The organism is Halobacillus halophilus DSM 2266 (assembly GCF_000284515.1).
GTDB classification, from domain to species: domain Bacteria; phylum Bacillota; class Bacilli; order Bacillales; family Halobacillaceae; genus Halobacillus; species Halobacillus halophilus.
This window is the reverse complement of sequence record NC_017668.1, coordinates 2268554-2287311: the sequence shown is the minus strand read 5'-3', so window position 1 is coordinate 2287311 and position 18758 is coordinate 2268554. Positions and strand designations below refer to the sequence as shown.

Genomic DNA, 18758 nt, shown 5'->3' with positions numbered 1-18758 from the left:
GGTGGAAGAATGGTTCGCTGGATTACAATTGTCGTATTAAGTATAGTAGCTGTAGGGACAACCGTCTGGGGCTACAAGGAAAATCAGGATAAAAATGCAGTACTTATTCAGGCGGAGAACAGTTACCAACGCGCATTTCACGAACTCACTTATAACGTAGATCTTCTGCACGACAAAATAGGTTCTACACTGGCTATGAACACGAGACAGCAGCTTTCGCCACAGTTGGCTGAAATTTGGAGAATCACCTCGGAAGCAAATTCAGATGTGGGTCAGCTTCCGCTTACTCTGCTCCCGTTTAATAAGACGGAAGAATTTCTTTATGAAATAGGGGATTTCGCTTATAGAACCGCTATTCGCGACTTAGAGAAGAAGCCTTTAAGTGAAAAAGAAATAAAAAAACTGGAAGAGCTTCATAAGCATTCAGGTGAGATTGAAACCGAGTTACGCAAAGTACAAAATGTTGTTTTGAAAGATAATTTGCGCTGGATGGATGTACAACTGGCACTTTCTACAAACAATGAAGCGGGCGATAACACTATTGTGAATGGGTTTAAGACCGTAGAGAAAACGGTTGACGGTTATACACAAACGACCGCTCAAACAGGTATAACGGCTGCCAGTCCAGAGAAAAGTTATAAAAATCTACAGGGGGACCCTATTTCAGAAGCAAAAGCCAAACAAATTGCCAGTCAATGGCTTGAGAAAGTTGATGTTAATAAACTTACTCTTACTAAATCAGGTAAGGGAGCTGATGTACCGACTTACACGGCTTCGTTTGATAATGGAAAGCGAAATGGTTATATGGATTTAACTGTAAAGGGAGGGCACCCTTTAACCATTATGATCAGCCGCAAAATGGGAGAGGTGGAAATTAGTCTTCACGAAGCATCCAAGAAAGCTGAGAAATATGTAGAAGGACTTGAGGCAGAAGGTTTAGAGCTGGCTGAAACGAACCAGTATAATAACATAGGGATCTTTCGTTATGTTTATACTAAGGATGACATTCGCTATTATCCGGAATCTGTAGTTGTAAAAGTAGGATTGGATAATGGTGAAGTACTTGGTTTATCCGCAAGAGATTACTACGATGATCACCAGGACCGGGAAATCGAAAAACCTGAAATAACAGAGGAAGAAGCACGCTCCAAAGTAAACCCGGGATTAGAAATACAGGAAAATCGACTGGCTGTCATCGAAAATGACTTAAAAGAGCTCGTATTATGTTACGAATTTTTAACCACTAAAGAAAATACGACGTATAGAATATTTATAAACGCTCAGAATGGTCAGGAAGAAAAAGTGGAAACATTAAAAAAAGCCGAAGTCAAATTTAATTAGTTTAGAAAAACCGCCATAGGTCTGGCGGTTTTTTTAATTCACAAGACCTATACACTTTCCATATTTATATAAAAATGAGATAATATAATCAATACAAAAGCCTTAGATAGTTGGGGGATAATATGCAGATTTTAAAAATTGGTATGCCAATCACCTTAGAAATTAACTCGAAGGATAAGGAAGAACCAGAGAAATATAAGTGTAAACTTGTTGATCACACGAAAGGGTATATCTATATTGATTATCCTATTAACGTAAAGACAGATAAAGCGGCTTTTATTATGGAAGGCACTGAAATCCAGGCGAGCTTTATTACTGAAGATCAATCCGTATATTGTTTTAACACGGAGGTAGTAGCACGAAAGAAGTTAAACATTCCGGTGCTCGTACTGACACTTCCTCCTCAAAAAGACCTTATTCGGATACAGCGCAGAAAATATGTGCGTGTAGACGCTTCAATAGATGTTGCGGTTCAATTTGAAAATCAATCTTTTACGGCAGTGACTCAGGATATTAGTGGGGGCGGAGCAGCAATTTTAGAACCTTATCATGTACAGATGTATAGGTGCCAGCGCGTAAACTTAACGTTAGTTCTTCCTATGAATTCCGGCGAGAACCGGTACGTGGAATCTGAGGGAATCGTAGTAAGAACAATTCAACAAGACAACGGAAAGAAAAATCAAGTATCCATACAATTTGAAAATATTTTAGAAAAACAGCGTCAGCTGATCATTCGATATTGTTTTGAGCAACAGATGAACATGCGCAGAAAGGCACTAAAGTAGCTACATAATAATGGATTTTTTCCAATTAGTTATGTTATTCTGTACAGAGTAATTAAGAGTCTCTCATGGTGGGTTTAACCGTCTGAGGGCTCTTAGGCGCGCTTTCGTTATTTAAGTGCGCTTTTATTTGTATAAGGTAAATTGGAGGAAACTGAACTCATGGATACTATGACAATTGCAATCGACGGCCCAGCTGCTGCCGGAAAAAGTACTGTAGCAAAAAGAGTAGCTGAAAAATTATCTTTAATATATGTAGATACGGGGGCAATGTATCGTGCATTAACTTGGAAAGCCTTAAATAATGGTGTCTCACTTGAAGATGAATATGCTCTGGCACAATTATTAAGGAAAACGGATTTAAAATTAGTGCAGAGCGAGAATGGACAGAGAGTCCTTCTTGATGGTGAGGATGTGTCGGACGATATAAGAACAAGCGATGTTACGAACCAGGTATCTATTGCATCCAAGCATAAAGACGTCCGGGAAGAAATGGTAAGCCGCCAGCAGGAACTCGTTAATCACCAGGGGGTCGTGATGGATGGCAGAGATATAGGGACTCATGTACTGCCTAATGCTGATGTAAAGATATTTATGATTGCCTCTGTGGATGAAAGAGCAGAAAGACGTCATAAAGAAAACCAGTCCAAAGGGTACGACTCAAACCTGGAAGACCTTAAGGAAGAAATCCGCAGGCGTGATGAAATTGATTCAAACCGTGAAGTTGCTCCGCTTGTAAAAGCTGACGATGCCGTTATTGTAGACACCACCTCTTTAACAATAGAAGAAGTAGTAGCGCAGATAATTAAAGTAGTAAATGAAAAGAAGGAGAGGGGGGATAAATAATGAGCTTATATAAGCTGGGTAAATGGATTTGTGCTGTCATCTTTTACCCTTTATACCGGATTAAAGTTATTGGTCAACACAATATTCCCAAAGAAGGTCCAGTTATTGTTTGTTCCAATCATATATCTAATGCAGATCCACCTGTAGTAGGTATTACAAACAGCAGGGACATTTACTTCCTTGCCAAAGAAGAATTGTTTAAAAACAGGCTGATTGGGGGAATTCTTAAAGGAGTCCATGCTTTTCCAATAAAAAGAGGCATGCGTGATCGTAATGCGCTCCGTCAAGGTCTGGAAATTCTTAATAATAATCATGTACTCGGTCTTTTCCCGGAAGGAAGAAGACAAAAAAATGGCGAAATTGGAAAGGGTTTGGCTGGTGCAGGTTTCTTTGCTCTACGTTCTGAAGCCTATATTGTTCCCTGCGCTATAGTAGGACCTTATAAGAAGTTTCAACGGTTGAAGGTCGTTTATGGTGAACCCATTGATATGAGTGGATACCGTGAGGAAAAAGCTTCTGCGCAAGTCGTAACAGATCGAATTATGGAAGAAATCAGAAAACTGCATAAAATTCACAGCTGATGGAGCGTAATCACTTGACAAAAAGCTCTAAATATTAGAAGTTAGAAAAAAGGGCATTTCTGTTTTAAAGGTTGTGTCGGAAATTGAAGGAGGTAGCTTGGTATGGATGAAATGAATCAAGAAGTATCTGGAATGCAAGAATTCTCTGCCGGGGACATTGTTACTGGTAAAGTTGTTAAAATTGAAGAAAAACAAGTCCTCGTAGATGTTGGATATAAAGTTGAGGGTATTGTACCTATTAGTGAATTATCCAGCCTTCATGTTGAAAAAGCTTCAGATGCAGTCAGTGAAGGGGACGAGTTGACCCTGCAAGTTAAAAAGGTAGAAGATGATGAAATCGTCCTATCTAAAAGAGCTGTTGATGCAGATAAAGCATGGCAGGACTTGGAAGACAAGTATGAGAGTGGAGAAATTTTTGAAGCTGAAGTTAAAGACGTTGTAAAAGGCGGTCTTGTTGTAGACATCGGTCTTCGAGGATTTATCCCTGCTTCTCTAGTAGAAACTTACTATGTTGAAGATTTTGAAAACTATAAAGGCAGAAACCTTTCTCTGAAAGTGGTTGAACTGGATCGAGAACAAAATCGTGTCATTCTTTCTCACAGGGCAGTAGTGGAAGAGGAAGAGTCAGCGAAAAAGCAGGAGGTACTGCACTCACTTGAAGATGGTCAGGTAATTGAAGGCACTGTTCAAAGATTGACAGACTTCGGTGCGTTTGTAAACCTTGGAGGTATTGACGGATTAGTACATATCTCCCAACTGTCTCATCAGCATGTAGAAAAAGCATCTGATGTAGTTGAAGAGGGGCAGACGGTTAAAGTTAAAGTACTATCTGTTGATCGTGATAATGAGAGAATATCTCTTTCCTTGAAAGCCACTCAGCCTGGTCCGTGGCATGATATTCAGGAAAAAGTGAAACAGGGAGAAGTGTTAGAAGGAACGGTTCGCCGTTTAGTAAGCTTTGGAGCATTTGTAGAAGTGTTCCCAGGTGTTGAAGGACTTGTTCACATTTCACAAATCTCCAATCGCCACATTGGTACTCCTGGTGAAGTCCTGGAAGAAGGACAGCAGGTACAAGTTAAAGTGTTAGACGTAGATGGAGAAGCTAAACGTCTTTCCTTAAGTATGAAAGAACTTGAAGCTGAACAAACTAGAGAAGAGTACCAGCAGTATGAGAAGGAAGAAGACAATTCCGGTTTCTCCCTGAGTGATATGATTGGCGATAAACTGGATAAATACAAAAAATAATTGAGTGGGTGTTGGATATGACAAGGTCTGAGAGGAAAATTGATCATATCCGCCATGCATTAGGTCACGAACGAGCTTATCACAATCATTTTGACGATGTGGAAATCGTTCATCAAAGTCTGGCCCGTCTGGACTTTAATCAATTGAGTATAGAAACACAAGTAGGGGAACTTCATTTGAGTTCCCCTCTTTTTGTTAATGCAATGACCGGTGGTGGTGGAGAAGAAACGAAAGAGATTAATCGGAACCTCGCTTTAGCCGCAAGTAAAACCGGTATTGGGATGGCTGTAGGTTCCCAAATGTCAGCCATTAAAAATCCCGAGGAGAGATCTACCTATGAAGTTGTTCGGGAAGTAAATCCTGAGGGAGTCATTTTTGCAAATGTGGGTAGTGAAGCTACCGTTCCTCAGGCAGAAGAAGCTGTCGACATGCTTAAAGCGGATGGACTGCAAATTCATATTAATACACTTCAGGAATTAATAATGCCTGAAGGAGACAGAGACTTTTCCCATCGTCTTCGTCGAATAGAAGAGATTGTATCTAAGATGTCTATTCCTGTGATCGTAAAAGAAGTAGGGTATGGGATGTCGAAAGAGACAGTGGAAACCTTATATTCTATGGGGGTTCGTTACATTGATGTAGGAGGTCAGGGGGGGACAAACTTCTCTAAAGTAGAGAATATGAGAAGAGCCACCCCCTTATCATCATTTAATAATTGGGGAATCCCTACCCCTATTTCCATTTTGGAATCTTCTTCTGTGTCCCCGGACCTTCATATTATTGCCTCCGGGGGTGTTCGCCATGGTCTGGATGGAGTGAAAGGACTCATTTTAGGAGGAAAGGCATTTGGAATGGCTGGAGGCCTTCTTCGTGTTCTGGTTGAAGAAGGTGAAGAGGCTCTGGTCAATGAAATTTGTCATATCCACGAAGAGATTAAAATTGCGATGATGCTGTTGAATGCATCCAATATTCATGACTTGTCACATAACCCCTATATACTATTTGGCCGGACTAAAGAATGGTCAGACCAAAGACTTAGCCCATGATTATAATCATGGGCTTTTTGTATGGGCAGATGTTTAAAGAAGGACATAGTGATCCATAATAAAAAGAGGAAGGGGTGGAAAGGTTTGGCGGCTATTTACTACTGGTATGCTTGGGTCCTTGCGCTTATCATCTTTTTTTTCATTCCATCATCAAATTTGCGGAGTAGGTTGTTACTTTTTATCTGGATCATTATGTGTACATATACCGTCGGTGATAATCAGTTCATAAACTTTCAGCTTTACTTTGTTTTGCTATTAGGCATTTTTGGCACTTATTTCTGGAAGATCACTCGTAAACATATGATCCAGCATTTCTGGCCAATTGTGTTAAGTATTGGTTATACAGCCGTACAGCTTTTTCTACTGGTGCAGCCAGTTTGGTCCAGACTCCCGGGTGTTTACCTGGGAGTAATATTTTTCTTGTTTGTTCTACATAAAATGTTTCAGGACCTCCCTAGTTTAATGGGGGCATGGCTGCTAATTAATGCATTTGGTACATTATGGTCTTATTTGGTACTTTCAATTTACATTTTGGAAGAACCTTTTTTCAATCAACAAACGATAATTTTTGTGTTAAAAGGTATGATCGTTTTACTTATCATGTATGGGATTCATCGATTAAAGGATTCTTTGCAACAGAAGAAGATTAAAACAATTAAAAAAGGAGGTGCGTATGTGTGAATGAATACACCTATCCAATTATTGCAGGTATTTCGGTGGGTACGGCTTTAAGAATCTTTATGCTTCGAACTGACTATCGTCAGTATCCTACCTATTTACATGGGAAAATTATTCATTTATCGCTGGGTTTTATAGCGGCTTCACTCGGGACTATAGCCATTCCCTCTATAATGGAGAAGGAATTTACAGCTGTTACCTTTTTAACGTTAGCTGCCTCCCAATTCAGGGAAGTCCGCAACATGGAAAGAAATACGTTAACAGAAATGGATTCTTTTGAACTTGTACCCCGGGGAAACACTTATATTGAAGGGATTGCTGTCGCTTTTGAAAGTAGAAATTACCTCGTTATATTTACTTCCTTCGTTGTCACGCTGTGCTATCTTGCCGTAAATGGATGGGCAGCTCTTGGTGCTGCTGTAGTGTGTTTTATTATTTCTTCCCTGTTAATGAGTGGTTCCAAGCTTTCCGATATCGTAACGGTGGAACTCTCAGAACTTAGCTTTAAAGGAGCAGGTTTGTATGTAGATAACATTTATATCATGAACATAGGACTTCCTGAACGTCAGGACGAAATATTAAAGTATGGGATGGGCTTCATATTGACCCCTAAGTCTTTTAGTGTTCGCTCCACTATAGCTAATCTTGGCCAGCGTCAAGCCATATTACATGATGTCTCCGTCACCCTTGGAGTTTTTAGAGATTCTGGGACCCCTGCCCTCGTTCCATTAATTAAACGAGATCTTAACGATGGGAGAATTGGTGTTTTTATATTACCTCAGGAGAAAGATCCTGTAAGAGCCAAAGAGATTATTTCCTCTGTGCCAGTACTGGAAAATGCCATACAAATGCCGTCAAGGAAAAGAAACCGGGAGGGCTAAAATATGAAGATGGAAAAAGCAATTCTAGCAGCGATCACCACCCAATCCGAAAAAGTAACCGGGAGCACGGCCGTTTTCCATTGTGAAACCAAAGAAGAAATGGAAGCTGTAGCTGCTAATCTTGAAGCTATCCTTGATGGGATCGCACACGCTTTGAGTGATCGATTATATATCATAGTAAAGCACTGATGAAAGCGGATCAGTAATTGTTTATTTTATTAATGTCTGCTAAAATATTAGAGTTAAAGGATTTCTGCTGTTCTGCGGAAGGAAGCTGCGCATCAGCTATCCGCGGAAGAGCAGTATTTTTATGTTGCGTGGTACAGATGAATAGAAAACTTAGGTGGAATTCTGTTTCTTGTTGTACCTCGGTATTTTAAAGATGAAGAAAACGTGGAATAATTAAAAATAGAAAAGAAGAAAGGAAGATCCTTTCATGAGAAAATCTGTCATGGCTATTGTTGGACGGCCGAATGTAGGGAAATCAACTATATTTAACAGGCTTGTCGGGGAAAGAATTTCGATTGTAGAAGATACACCTGGAGTGACGAGAGACCGTATTTATGCAGAGGGAGAATGGCTGAACGAACGGTTTAATGTGATTGACACGGGTGGCATTGAACTTGGTGATGAGCCTTTACTTGTTCAAATGAGAGAGCAAGCTCAGGTAGCTATTGATGAAGCGGATGTTATTGTTTTCATGGTTAACGGCCGCGATGGAATTACAGGTGCTGATGAAGAAGTTGCGAAGATCCTGTACAAATCAAACAAACCTGTCGTGCTTGCCGTAAATAAAGTTGATAATCCAGAAATGAGAGAAAACATCTATGAATTTTATTCTCTTGGTTTTGGAGAACCTCACCCTATATCCGGTACACACGGTTTAGGCCTTGGGGACATGCTGGATGAAGTGGTAAAATACTTCCCGGAAAAAATACTAGAAGAGATCGACGACGATATTATTCGTTTTAGTGTTATTGGTCGTCCTAATGTTGGGAAATCTTCATTAGTAAATACTCTTTTAGGACAAGAACGAGTCATTGTAAGCGATATAGCAGGAACAACTAGAGATGCTATAGACACCCCTTTTTCAAAAGATGATCGAGATTACGTTATAATTGATACGGCAGGTATGAGAAAGCGCGGAAAAATCTACGAGGCTACTGAAAAATACAGTATAATGAGAGCGATGAAAGCTATAGAGCGTTCCGATGTGGTTTTATCCTTGATTGATGCAGATACAGGAATTCAGGAACAGGATAAAAAGATAGCCGGCTATGCTCACGAAGCCGGAAAAGCTGTTATTATTGTAGTAAATAAATGGGATACAGTGGAAGTGGAAGAGAAAACGATGAAAGAATTCGAAGACAAGGTTCGTTCAAACTTTCGCTTTTTGGATTATGCTCCTGTTGTATTTTTATCAGCCAAAACTAAAAAGCGTGTTCACACCTTACTTCCAAGAATACTGGAGGCAAGTGAGAATCATGCCAAACGTGTTCAAACAAATATATTAAATGAAGTGATTATGGATGCTTTGGCTATGAATCCATCACCTTCCATAAAAGGACAAAAGTTAAAAATCTTTTATGCCACGCAGGTGTCTGTTAAACCTCCAAGCTTCGTAGTTTTTGTAAACGAACCGGAACTGATGCACTTCACTTATGAGCGTTTCCTTGAAAATCGAATCCGTGAAGCTTTCGGTTTTGAAGGTACGCCTATTAAAATCTTCGCCAGAAAGCGGAGTTAAGGGAATTTCAAGAAGGGAGCAGGTATCATGGGAAAAGTAGCCGTTTTAGGGGCAGGCAGCTGGGGAACAGCTCTTGCCATTGTCCTTGCAGATAATGGTCATGAAGTAGCCCTATGGGCTCACCGTAAAGAGCATGCAGATGAGATAAATGAAACACGTGCAAATGAGAAGTATTTAAAGGGTGTTACCATACCTGAACGGATAGTCGCTGATAATCAGTTGGATCGGGTCGTGAGTGGAGCCGACCACATCCTGCTTGTTGTACCAACAAAAGCTATGCGTGAGGTGTGTCAGAACCTTAGAGAGCTCATCGACCATAAAGTAACCATCACCCATGCATCGAAAGGGATTGAACCTGAGACTTTTAAACGAGTTTCAGAAGTCATCCATGAAGAGATCCCTGAAGAATTATATGAGGATATTGTTGTATTATCAGGACCTAGTCACGCTGAAGAAGTAAGCTTACGGCAGCCGACAACGGTTACGATCTCCTCTAAGGATCTAGAGGTGGCAGAAAAGGTGCAGGACCTTTTCATGAATCGCCAGTTCCGTGTTTATACTTCTCCTGACCTCATTGGTGTGGAGCTGGGCGGCGCGCTGAAAAACATTATAGCTTTGGGGGCTGGAATATCAGACGGCTTAGGTTATGGTGATAATGCCAAAGCTGCTTTAATTACAAGAGGGCTGGCTGAAATAGCACGTTTAGGAACATCTATGGGAGCTAATCCCCTCACTTTTTCAGGCCTTACGGGCGTGGGGGATTTAATTGTTACTTGTACCAGCTCCCACAGCCGTAATTGGCGTGCCGGATATAAATTAGGACAGGGAAATGATTTGGATGAGGTGCTTGATGAGATGGGAATGGTGGTAGAAGGAGTCCGAACAACGAAAGCGGCTTACCAGCTCTCTCAGACGCAGGATGTAGAAATGCCTATAACATCTGGTATTTACCGAATTTTATTCGAAAAAGCCCATGCAAGAGACGTGGTGGATCAGTTAATGACCAGGATCCGCCGTCATGAAATGGAGGACCTCACAAATATTCTTGATGAACAAATGAATGACTGACACATATAGAACCTCGTGCATATACTATCCAGAACCTAACGCACGAGGAGGTCAATTGTTTATGAGTGATTTTCAAAAGAATATCTTTGATCATTTGAAAAAGAAAGCTAATATCGACGCAGAAGATGTTTTTAACGTGGCAAATTCTGTTCAAAATGCTAATTTTAAAGATGAGAAAACGGTGCGGCGTTTAGTACGTCAATTGGCAAAAATAGCAAACAAACCGGTTTCTAAGCAAAAAGAAGATAAGATTGTTGAAGCTATCACGAAACAGGATATGCCTTTGGATATGAATACTTTAGGTAAGTTTTTAAAAGGATAGTTAACGAGTGGGCGTCTGAGGAGGCGACCCTTCGGAAAAATGCATATGATAACACGCAGCAATTATTACACATGAGCTGGATAGGGAATTATTTAGTCAAGCCGGAGCATAGCTGCTCCGGTTATTTTTCTTTAAAAAATGGAAATGTAATGAACCTTACATAAGTTCTGGGTTAGTATAGTTAATTTGGCTCGAAACAGGTAGGTATTTCCGCTTAATGGCAAGCGTGTGGTATAATATCAAAAGCAATTTGTGTACAAAGGGGGACAATAATGTCTGAGTCAATGCTCAATATGTACATCTCTTTTGCTGGAATTTTATTCTTATTTCTGGCGATTGGGTTAATTTTTTTAAGCCGATATAAATTAAAAGGCGTGATTTCTGGGATTGTGGCTTTTTTAGCCTATATGTTTATGATTCTGGGAGGTCTCATTATATTTTACATCGTATTTAGTGGACCGACAGCTTAAGGAAATGGAGGGCTCAACATGAAAATGCTAAAACTATGGACTGTGCCATTTCTTCTTGTAATTTTGACGGGCTGTCTTTATCCAAGCAACGAGCTTCAGAAAAATCAGGTACCCAATCAGGTACAGTTAGACTCTATCCAAAACGCGGTAGATACTTATCAGGAAAATACCAATGGTCTGTTACCCATTAAGACTAAACCTCAGGATACACCCATTTTTCAAAAATATCAGTTGGATTTTGAAAAGTTGAAGCAGCAAAACCTAATTGGCGAACCTCCTGGTACAGCCTTTGAGAACGGAGGATATTATCAGTATGTTATCATTCATCCAGAGGAAAACCCTACAGTAAAAGTTCTCGATTTAAGAACGACCGAAACCCTTCGCTCGTTACAGGTAAAAGTAAAATTCTTCAGGGATAATAATCGTTATCCACCATTTGGAGATCAAATTGCTAAAGGCGTCTACGCCCTTGATTACGAACAAATAGGTCTGGACGAACCTCCTATGATTGATAGTCCTTATTCTCAGCAAATGCTGCCCGTTTATTTAAATTCAGAAGGAAAATTGTTTATAGATTATCGAAAAGACTTATATGAATATCTTAGCAATAAGGATCATTCCTATGAATCTGGTGAAGATATCCGCTATTTACTTACGGATCATGCCCCGTTTGTACCAGGTTATTCTGAACCCTACACCATACTGGAGGGTGAACCCATCTTTATGAGCGAATATCAGTCATCTTGAAAGAGCCGTTCCCTGTTATGGGAGCGGTTCTTTTTGTGTGCTGAACGTGTTTAAAAGGATGAAGAATGATCTTTCCCCCTGCCTCATAAGCTTTAAAGAGCTAGTTCGGAACGTTTTACAGGAAGACGGTTCATTTAATTATATTATGAAGTTATTAATTTCTGGCATATTTCACTTAGATGATGTCATAGAATTAGATTGTCTAGGCTTGTATGATGGTGAAATTTTATTTGGGAGGGGATCCTTTGGAAAAGGTAGATATCTTTAATGATATTTCCAAACGGACAAATGGTGATATTTATCTGGGAGTAGTGGGGGCTGTACGGACTGGTAAATCTACATTTATAAAAAAGTTTATGGAATTAGTAGTCTTACCGAACATGGAAGAGGAGTCTGAAAGGGAACGTGCGTTAGATGAGCTTCCGCAGAGCTCAGCTGGAAAAACTATCATGACTACAGAACCGAAATTTGTTCCTAACCATGCAGCTACGATTAATATTGATGACCATCTGGACATACGTGTCCGTATGGTGGACTGCGTCGGATATGCTGTAAAAGGCGCTGTTGGTTATGAGGACGAACATGGTCCGCGTATGATTCATACACCATGGTATGAAGAAGCCATTCCTTTTCAAGAAGCAGCAGAAATCGGTACTCAAAAAGTTATCCAGGAGCATTCAACCATTGGAATTGTAGTAACGACTGATGGGACGATTGGAGAAATTGCACGAGCCGATTACGTAGAAGCTGAAGAAAAAGTAGTCGATGAGCTGAGAGAAGTTGGTAAACCTTTTATCATGATTGTTAATTCAGCTCAACCTCATGCTGATAGTACAGAGCGGTTGAGAACTGAACTTTCAGAGAAATATGATATCCCGGTTCTGGCCCTGTCGGTCGAAAGTATGAGAGAGCAAGATGTACAGAGTGTGCTTAGAGAGGCATTGTTTGAGTTTCCTGTCCTTGAGGTCAATGTAAACCTGCCAAGCTGGGTAATGGTGCTTGATTCTAGGCACTGGTTAAGAAACAATTTGCAAAATGCAATTGAAGACACAGTGAAGGATATTAAACGGCTTCGTGACGTAGATACTGTCATAGGAAACTTTGATCACTATGAATATATTACCGGGGCTCATATTTCTGGAATGGACCTTGGAGAAGGGGTGGCAGAAATTGATCTGCAGGCTCCTGAACATCTTTATGACCACGTGCTGAAAGAGATTGTGGGCGAGGAAATACGGGGCAAAGATCATCTTTTGGAAATTATGCAGGATTTCGCCATCGCCAAAAGAGAGTATGACCAAGTAGCAGATGCTCTGCAGATGGTGAAACAAACCGGCTATGGCATAGCAGCTCCATCTTTAGAGGATATGTCTCTGGAAGAGCCTGAAATAATACGCCAGGGTTCAAGATTCGGCGTTCGGTTAAAAGCAGTTGCCCCTTCCATTCACATGGTCAAAGTCGATGTACAGTCTGAGTTCTCGCCAATTATAGGTACAGAGAAACAAAGCGAGGAACTTGTAAGGTATTTGATGCAGGATTTTGAAGAAGACCCGTTGTCTATTTGGAACTCAGATATATTCGGACGTTCGTTAAGTTCAATTGTCCGTGAAGGCATTCAGGCTAAACTTGCTTTAATGCCGGAAAATGCCAGATATAAATTGCAAGAAACGCTGGGGAGAATTATTAATGAAGGCTCCGGCGGCATGATAGCCATCATCCTATAACGGCTCCCAGTGGGCCGTTTTAATTTTTTTGTTCAAATTTTTTTATATAATAAAGGGATTTTCTGCTGCTGCGTCGTAATAACTCGTATGGAGTGTTTAAAATAGAGCAAAACCCCTTCATATCAGTAGTTGAGGCTTCTTGCACCTGCGTAAGGTTTATGGTAAGCTACTCTTGAACTGAAGCGGAATTCACTCCTATAAATCGCTTTGTAACGCGATTGTTAAAGGATTCTCTATTGAATTTCGTTGGAAACTCGTTTAGTATAAGGCTTGTCATCATTTGATGACTGCTACATCAACATTTATAGTGGTTCTTTCCACTTGAATGAGATTAACCCTCTTGAGAGGAGGTGAATGTCATGAACAAAACAGATCTAATCAACGCTGTATCTGAAAAAACAGATCTTTCTAAGAAAGATGCTACACAAGCTGTCGACTCTGTATTCGAATCTATCATGGATTCACTTAAAGATGGTGAGAAAGTTCAGCTTATTGGATTCGGTAACTTTGAGGTTCGTGAGCGTGCGGCACGTAAAGGTCGTAATCCACAAACTGGTGAAGAGATCGAAATCTCTGCTAGCAAAGTTCCTGCTTTCAAACCAGGAAAAGCCCTTAAAGACGCGGTAAAATAAAAAGCTACATAGGGCTTTGGAAAAGGGTGCATTGTGCACCCTTTTTTTCTTATTAATAGACGTATTGTTTAAAAGGAATTGAATGTTTTGACATCAAAATACTTGTAAGAGATAGTAGTAATTAAAGAAAGGAGATTGTTGCAAATGACAACTTCTAATAATGATTTTTTTGTTATTAAAGCTTTAGAAGACGGTGTAAATGTTATAGGATTAACGCGAGGTACAGATACAAGATTCCACCATTCTGAAAAACTTGATCAGGGTGAAGTAATGATTGCCCAATTTACTGAACATACTTCTGCCGTTAAAGTTCGTGGCAAAGCCGTCATCCAGACAAGCCACGGTGAGATGACAAATGAAGGAGAGGAATAGGCTCTTATTGAGTATAGAGAAGCTACATAAAAAGCGTTTGAAGGTGAATTGTGCTATAATAGGTATGGTTTATTAGTGTTCACGAAGGGACCAGGTGATCAAGTTGAATTCCTCAGATCATTACATCAAACAACTTAAACAAAAAATTGAATCGAAAGTTCGCCATCCTTTTTTGGCGCGTTTCATACCGGAACCTGCTGTGGATGAGGATAAACTGGTAATTTTATCTTCGATCATGGATCATACCAGTCTTTCTTCTGTAAAGAAAGAACAGTATATTATCACCACTATGCTGGTTCAAATAGCTTTGGACACCCATGATCTTGTAACACTTACAGAAGATGATGATGACCAGGAAACCATCAGGAACCGACAGTTAACTGTTTTAGCAGGGGACTATTACAGTGGACTCTATTATTATTTATTGTCTCAACTTGAGGATATACCCATGATTCAAACGCTTGCAGGTGCTATTAAAGAAATAAACGAATTGAAGATGGAGCTCTACTATAAAGACGTAGAGTCATTTCAAGAGTTCCTGAACGGTCTGAAGAAAATAGAATCGTTACTCATTCAAAGAGTGGCTTCTTATGTTCAAAGGACAACAATCAATGATATAGCAGGAGAATGGCTTCTGGCAAAGAAACTACTTGAAGAGAAGAAAAGTTATCAGGAAGGTAAGTTTTCTCCACTCATCGATGTATTAGTTAAGCGGCCAGGTATTCTGGGGAATAGTGGACAAGTAATCGTAAATATTGAGCAAATGCTCCAGAGTCACGTGCATCGACTGGAAGCAACGGTATCTCAGCTGCCGATTCATTTTAACTGGCTCAAAAGCCATGTTCACTCTGCTATTCATCATCAATTCAATCAGAGACAGATTGCGGAAGAAGGTTAAATATGGGCTCACAAACTAAAGAAGAACGTGTTCATCATGTATTTGAACAAATATATAATCGATACGATCAGATGAATTCCATTATTTCTTTTCAACAGCATCGTTTATGGCGAAGAGATGTGATGAAACGAATGAATGTAAGCAAAGGAGACCGGACACTTGATCTGTGTTGCGGGACAGGAGATTGGACAATGACTTTAGCGAAAGAGGTCGGTCCAACCGGAAAAGTAGTAGGGCTGGACTTTAGTGTAAATATGCTTTCCGTGGCCATTAAAAAGAAAATGGCGTTAAAAATGAAGCAAGTGGAATTTGAGCATGGCAACGCGATGGAATTGCCTTTTGAGGATGATCAATTTGATTACGTAACGATTGGATTCGGTTTAAGAAACGTTCCGGATTATAGGCAGGTTCTATCAGAAATGCTACGGGTGGTAAAGCCTGGTGGAAAGGTTGTCTGCCTGGAAACCTCCCAGCCGGAAAACCCTGTTTTTAAATCTATTTATTATTTCTATTTTAGAAATATAATGCCTTTATTTGGAAAGCTTTTCGCTAAAAGCTATCAGGAATACAGCTGGCTCCATGAATCGGCTAAAGATTTCCCGGGGAAAAACGAATTAAAAGAGCTGTTTGAGGATATCGGTTTTAAGAACGTAATAGTCAAATCCTATACGGGTGGCGTTGCGGCCATGCATATGGGTGAAAAGCAATAATTAAGGATGAAGCACAATGAAATTAGCCATGATTTACTCATTTCTGAAAAACGATCTGTCTTCTATAGAAACCGCTGTAAATGAGACCATACAGTCAGATAACCCGGTGCTACGCGAAGCTTCGAGCCAACTGCTGCAGGCTGGTGGAAAGCGTATAAGACCAGTATTTGTTCTGTTAGCCGGGAAATTCGGCGATTATGATATTGAACGTATGAAGGCTGTAGCTGTGTCTTTAGAACTTATACATACTGCTTCTCTCGTTCATGACGATGTAATTGACGAATCAGAGCTCCGAAGAGGAGAGCCCACTATAAAGTCACGCTGGGATAACCGAATCGCTATGTACACAGGCGATTATATTTTTGCGCGCTCTCTTGAAAACCTATCTGCTCTCGAAAATCCTCGGGCGCATCAGATTTTAGCCAACACCATGGTTGAACTTTGTTTGGGTGAAATTGAGCAAATCAGGGATAAATACAATGTGGATCAGAATTTGCGTACATATCTTCGTAGAATTAAAAGAAAAACGGCTCTGCTGATTGCGGCTAGCTGCCGTTTAGGGGCTATTGCAGCCAACGTTACCCCCCGTGAAGAAAAAGCCTTATATCAATACGGGTATTATGTAGGGATGTCTTATCAGATCATCGACGATGTTCTTGATTTTACATCTTCTGAAGAAGAACTTGGCAAACCAGCCGGGAGTGATCTCCTTCAGGGGAATATTACATTGCCTGTTCTATATTCAATGGAAGAAAGCGATTATAGGAAGCGTCTGGAAGAGTTGTTTAACAGAAAAGATCCATTAACTCCAGAAGATATTGAACCGTTGCTCGAGCGAATTAAATCTAATGATTCTATCCCCCGGGCTCTGCAGTTAAGTGACCGGTATTTAAAAAAAGCTTACGAATCATTGGATAAGCTTCCTCCAAACCGTGCTAAACAGACTTTAAAAGGGATTGCTAAATACATTGGAAAAAGAAGGGCATAATGTATTGCCATCCCTTCCAAACTTTGATAGAATTTGCTTTGGCACTTATTAAAAGCGCTTTCACACACTATACATAAACTGAGGTGGATGACATGGAAAAGACTTTTTTAATGGTTAAGCCTGATGGAGTTCAACGTAATTTAATTGGTGAGATTACTTCCAGATTTGAAAAAAAAGGGTATAAATTAGCAGGAGCTAAACTCATGGTTATTTCAAATTCGTTGGCCGAGGAACATTATGGCGAACATAAAGACAAACCTTTCTTTAATGAACTGGTAGAATTTATCACTTCCGGCCCTGTATTTGCTATGGTATGGGAAGGGGAGAGTGTAATTGCCGGGGCTCGTCAGATGATGGGGGCCACTAAACCTTCCGATGCAGCACCAGGAACGATACGCGGCGACTTCGGGGTAACAGTAGGCAAAAACGTCATTCACGGATCCGATTCAGCTGATAGTGCTAAAAGAGAACTCGAGCTGTTCTTCAACTCTGATGAAATTTTAAATTATCAAAAAGATAACTTAAACTGGGTTTACTGAGCATAAATCCTTTTAAAAACCGCCTGCAGCCAGGCGGTTTTTTTAGTGTGAGAAATTACGGTCGATTATCGTTTACATACCAGAATGGTTCAGCTACTCTAATAGAGAATAGATCAGTTAGGATAAGGAGCCCAGGTTATGAATGAGGATTACCGAGAATTCATCCAACTTTTACATACAGAAACAGGTATTGATCTCTCCCTTTACAAAGAAGCCCAAATGAAACGAAGATTGACATCGCTGCGGGATAAACGGGGATATTCGACTTTTTTAAATTACTATTCTTCCTTTCATTCCCAACCTCACTTATTGGAAGAGCTATTAGACAGGATGACTATAAACGTTTCACAATTTTACCGTAATCGAAAGCGGTTTGAAATTTTAGAAAAGAAGGTTCTTCCTTATCTTCTGCAAAATAAGAATCACTTAAAAGTTTGGAGTGCAGCATGTTCTACGGGAGAAGAGCCTTATACTCTAGCTATGATTATTAATCACTTCCTCCCTTTGCAAAACATCGAGATCATGGCTACAGATCTGGACGGCCAGGCTCTGGAAAAAGCTAGACAAGGGGTTTATCCTGAAAGATCGCTGAATGAAGTACCTGAAGAAATAAAAAGAAAATATTTTGTAAAGACAGGGAGTTCATATAAAGTCAACGATGATATAAGAAACTGTGTGACCTTTAAAAAACACAATTTGTTGGCGGATCCTTTCATACCTTCCTGTGATCTTATTGTTTGCAGGAATGTGTTAATCTATTTTACTGAGGCAGCTAAGCATTATATTTATGAGAATTTCAGTCGTTCCCTTGAAGGTGGAGGAATATTTTTTGTGGGTAGCGCCGAGCAGATTTTTTCGCCACAAAGATATCAACTAGCAGTCTTTGACGCCTTTTTTTATAAAAGGATGTGTAAAAGTTTAATGTAAATTTTTCATAGGAGCCTTATTACGCAATAGGGCATTATAGTAGAGGACTCGATTTCGAGATATTGGGTGGAGAAAAAGGCTCCAGAAAAGCGAGTTATTTCCCCGCCAAATCTTGTCCCCATTTTAGAAACGGGCCCAACTATCTTTAATTCGAGTCTTCATGTAATGGAAGCTTAACCTTAAAATCAATACGGAAGTTTAACGGAGCCTATAA

22 protein-coding genes are annotated in these 18758 nt (G+C 40.1%); all 22 read left to right on the top strand.

What is annotated here, in order from left to right; genetic code table 11:
• Positions 1-9: 9 nt before the first annotated feature.
• The 22 genes from ypeB (at position 10) to HBHAL_RS11130 (ending at position 18544) form a co-directional block, all read left to right on the top strand.
• Positions 10-1341 (top strand): germination protein YpeB, encoded by a 1332-nt coding sequence (gene ypeB, locus HBHAL_RS11240; RefSeq protein ID WP_014643539.1) that lies wholly within the window; start codon positions 10-12, stop codon positions 1339-1341.
• Between the two features lie 122 nt (positions 1342-1463).
• Complete coding sequence (locus tag HBHAL_RS11235) at positions 1464-2126, top strand: flagellar brake protein (protein ID WP_014643538.1); 663 nt, start codon at positions 1464-1466, stop codon at positions 2124-2126.
• A gap of 159 nt (positions 2127-2285) precedes the next feature.
• Complete coding sequence (gene cmk / locus HBHAL_RS11230) at positions 2286-2969, top strand: (d)CMP kinase (protein ID WP_014643537.1); 684 nt, start codon at positions 2286-2288, stop codon at positions 2967-2969.
• Positions 2969-3550 (top strand): lysophospholipid acyltransferase family protein, encoded by a 582-nt coding sequence (locus HBHAL_RS11225; protein WP_014643536.1) that lies wholly within the window; start codon positions 2969-2971, stop codon positions 3548-3550. Before cmk ends, HBHAL_RS11225 begins: the two co-directional genes overlap by 1 nt.
• 102 nt (positions 3551-3652) lie before the next feature.
• Positions 3653-4795: a 30S ribosomal protein S1 gene (rpsA, locus tag HBHAL_RS11220; RefSeq protein WP_014643535.1), complete on the top strand. Its 1143-nt coding sequence runs from the start codon at positions 3653-3655 to the stop codon at positions 4793-4795.
• Between the two features lie 17 nt (positions 4796-4812).
• Positions 4813-5841, top strand: coding sequence for a type 2 isopentenyl-diphosphate Delta-isomerase (gene fni / locus HBHAL_RS11215; RefSeq protein WP_014643534.1), 1029 nt, complete (start codon positions 4813-4815; stop codon positions 5839-5841).
• 21 nt (positions 5842-5862) lie between these two features.
• Complete coding sequence (locus HBHAL_RS11210) at positions 5863-6522, top strand: YphA family membrane protein (RefSeq protein ID WP_014643533.1); 660 nt, start codon at positions 5863-5865, stop codon at positions 6520-6522.
• Positions 6519-7400: a YIEGIA family protein gene (locus HBHAL_RS11205; RefSeq protein WP_014643532.1), complete on the top strand. Its 882-nt coding sequence runs from the start codon at positions 6519-6521 to the stop codon at positions 7398-7400. Before HBHAL_RS11210 ends, HBHAL_RS11205 begins: the two co-directional genes overlap by 4 nt.
• Before the next feature lie 3 nt (positions 7401-7403).
• The gene (locus HBHAL_RS11200) at positions 7404-7589 is read left to right on the top strand and encodes a capping complex subunit for YIEGIA (protein WP_014643531.1); all 186 of its coding nucleotides are present in this window, start codon (positions 7404-7406) and stop codon (positions 7587-7589) included.
• Between the two features lie 247 nt (positions 7590-7836).
• A complete protein-coding gene (gene der, locus HBHAL_RS11195; protein ID WP_014643530.1) occupies positions 7837-9147 on the top strand; it encodes a ribosome biogenesis GTPase Der in 1311 nt (436 codons plus the stop codon).
• Positions 9148-9174: 27 nt separating this feature from the next.
• Positions 9175-10215 (top strand): NAD(P)H-dependent glycerol-3-phosphate dehydrogenase, encoded by a 1041-nt coding sequence (locus HBHAL_RS11190; protein ID WP_014643529.1) that lies wholly within the window; start codon positions 9175-9177, stop codon positions 10213-10215.
• 61 nt (positions 10216-10276) lie between these two features.
• Positions 10277-10537, top strand: a complete 261-nt coding sequence (locus HBHAL_RS11185) for a stage VI sporulation protein F (protein WP_014643528.1) — start codon at positions 10277-10279, stop codon at positions 10535-10537.
• Positions 10538-10809: 272 nt separating this feature from the next.
• A complete protein-coding gene (locus tag HBHAL_RS11180) occupies positions 10810-11007 on the top strand; it encodes a DUF2768 domain-containing protein (protein ID WP_014643526.1) in 198 nt (65 codons plus the stop codon).
• A gap of 18 nt (positions 11008-11025) precedes the next feature.
• Positions 11026-11754 carry a hypothetical protein gene (locus tag HBHAL_RS11175; protein ID WP_014643525.1) on the top strand — a complete coding sequence of 243 codons (729 nt, stop codon included), beginning with the start codon at positions 11026-11028 and terminating at the stop codon, positions 11752-11754.
• A 245-nt stretch (positions 11755-11999) separates the two neighbouring features.
• Complete coding sequence (gene spoIVA / locus HBHAL_RS11165; protein ID WP_014643524.1) at positions 12000-13478, top strand: stage IV sporulation protein A; 1479 nt, start codon at positions 12000-12002, stop codon at positions 13476-13478.
• A 359-nt stretch (positions 13479-13837) separates the two neighbouring features.
• The gene (locus tag HBHAL_RS11160) at positions 13838-14110 is read left to right on the top strand and encodes an HU family DNA-binding protein (protein ID WP_014643523.1); all 273 of its coding nucleotides are present in this window, start codon (positions 13838-13840) and stop codon (positions 14108-14110) included.
• Between the two features lie 144 nt (positions 14111-14254).
• Positions 14255-14482: a trp RNA-binding attenuation protein MtrB gene (gene mtrB, locus HBHAL_RS11155; protein ID WP_014643522.1), complete on the top strand. Its 228-nt coding sequence runs from the start codon at positions 14255-14257 to the stop codon at positions 14480-14482.
• Positions 14483-14576: 94 nt separating this feature from the next.
• A complete protein-coding gene (locus tag HBHAL_RS11150) occupies positions 14577-15380 on the top strand; it encodes a heptaprenyl diphosphate synthase component 1 (RefSeq protein WP_014643521.1) in 804 nt (267 codons plus the stop codon).
• A 2-nt stretch (positions 15381-15382) separates the two neighbouring features.
• Entirely contained in the window at positions 15383-16090 is a 708-nt protein-coding gene (locus HBHAL_RS11145) for a demethylmenaquinone methyltransferase (RefSeq protein ID WP_014643520.1), read from the top strand.
• Between the two features lie 16 nt (positions 16091-16106).
• Positions 16107-17078, top strand: a complete 972-nt coding sequence (gene hepT, locus HBHAL_RS11140; RefSeq protein ID WP_014643519.1) for a heptaprenyl diphosphate synthase component II — start codon at positions 16107-16109, stop codon at positions 17076-17078.
• A gap of 92 nt (positions 17079-17170) precedes the next feature.
• Entirely contained in the window at positions 17171-17617 is a 447-nt protein-coding gene (gene ndk / locus HBHAL_RS11135) for a nucleoside-diphosphate kinase (RefSeq protein ID WP_014643518.1), read from the top strand.
• 138 nt (positions 17618-17755) lie between these two features.
• Positions 17756-18544 carry a CheR family methyltransferase gene (locus HBHAL_RS11130; protein ID WP_014643517.1) on the top strand — a complete coding sequence of 263 codons (789 nt, stop codon included), beginning with the start codon at positions 17756-17758 and terminating at the stop codon, positions 18542-18544.
• Positions 18545-18758: the final 214 nt, after the last annotated feature.

Coding starts and splice junctions, on each gene's coding strand:
- HBHAL_RS11225 (WP_014643536.1), top strand. CDS start 2,969: ATGAGCTTATATAAGCTGGGTAAATGGATTTGTGCTGTCATCTTTTAC.
- HBHAL_RS11190 (WP_014643529.1), top strand. CDS start 9,175: ATGGGAAAAGTAGCCGTTTTAGGGGCAGGCAGCTGGGGAACAGCTCTT.
- ypeB (WP_014643539.1), top strand. CDS start 10: ATGGTTCGCTGGATTACAATTGTCGTATTAAGTATAGTAGCTGTAGGG.
- fni (WP_014643534.1), top strand. CDS start 4,813: ATGACAAGGTCTGAGAGGAAAATTGATCATATCCGCCATGCATTAGGT.
- HBHAL_RS11180 (WP_014643526.1), top strand. CDS start 10,810: ATGTCTGAGTCAATGCTCAATATGTACATCTCTTTTGCTGGAATTTTA.
- HBHAL_RS11130 (WP_014643517.1), top strand. CDS start 17,756: ATGAATGAGGATTACCGAGAATTCATCCAACTTTTACATACAGAAACA.
- HBHAL_RS11210 (WP_014643533.1), top strand. CDS start 5,863: ATGGGCAGATGTTTAAAGAAGGACATAGTGATCCATAATAAAAAGAGG.
- HBHAL_RS11185 (WP_014643528.1), top strand. CDS start 10,277: ATGAGTGATTTTCAAAAGAATATCTTTGATCATTTGAAAAAGAAAGCT.
- mtrB (WP_014643522.1), top strand. CDS start 14,255: ATGACAACTTCTAATAATGATTTTTTTGTTATTAAAGCTTTAGAAGAC.
- HBHAL_RS11175 (WP_014643525.1), top strand. CDS start 11,026: ATGAAAATGCTAAAACTATGGACTGTGCCATTTCTTCTTGTAATTTTG.
- rpsA (WP_014643535.1), top strand. CDS start 3,653: ATGGATGAAATGAATCAAGAAGTATCTGGAATGCAAGAATTCTCTGCC.
- cmk (WP_014643537.1), top strand. CDS start 2,286: ATGGATACTATGACAATTGCAATCGACGGCCCAGCTGCTGCCGGAAAA.
- hepT (WP_014643519.1), top strand. CDS start 16,107: ATGAAATTAGCCATGATTTACTCATTTCTGAAAAACGATCTGTCTTCT.
- der (WP_014643530.1), top strand. CDS start 7,837: ATGAGAAAATCTGTCATGGCTATTGTTGGACGGCCGAATGTAGGGAAA.
- ndk (WP_014643518.1), top strand. CDS start 17,171: ATGGAAAAGACTTTTTTAATGGTTAAGCCTGATGGAGTTCAACGTAAT.
- HBHAL_RS11235 (WP_014643538.1), top strand. CDS start 1,464: ATGCAGATTTTAAAAATTGGTATGCCAATCACCTTAGAAATTAACTCG.
- HBHAL_RS11160 (WP_014643523.1), top strand. CDS start 13,838: ATGAACAAAACAGATCTAATCAACGCTGTATCTGAAAAAACAGATCTT.
- HBHAL_RS11145 (WP_014643520.1), top strand. CDS start 15,383: ATGGGCTCACAAACTAAAGAAGAACGTGTTCATCATGTATTTGAACAA.
- HBHAL_RS11200 (WP_014643531.1), top strand. CDS start 7,404: ATGAAGATGGAAAAAGCAATTCTAGCAGCGATCACCACCCAATCCGAA.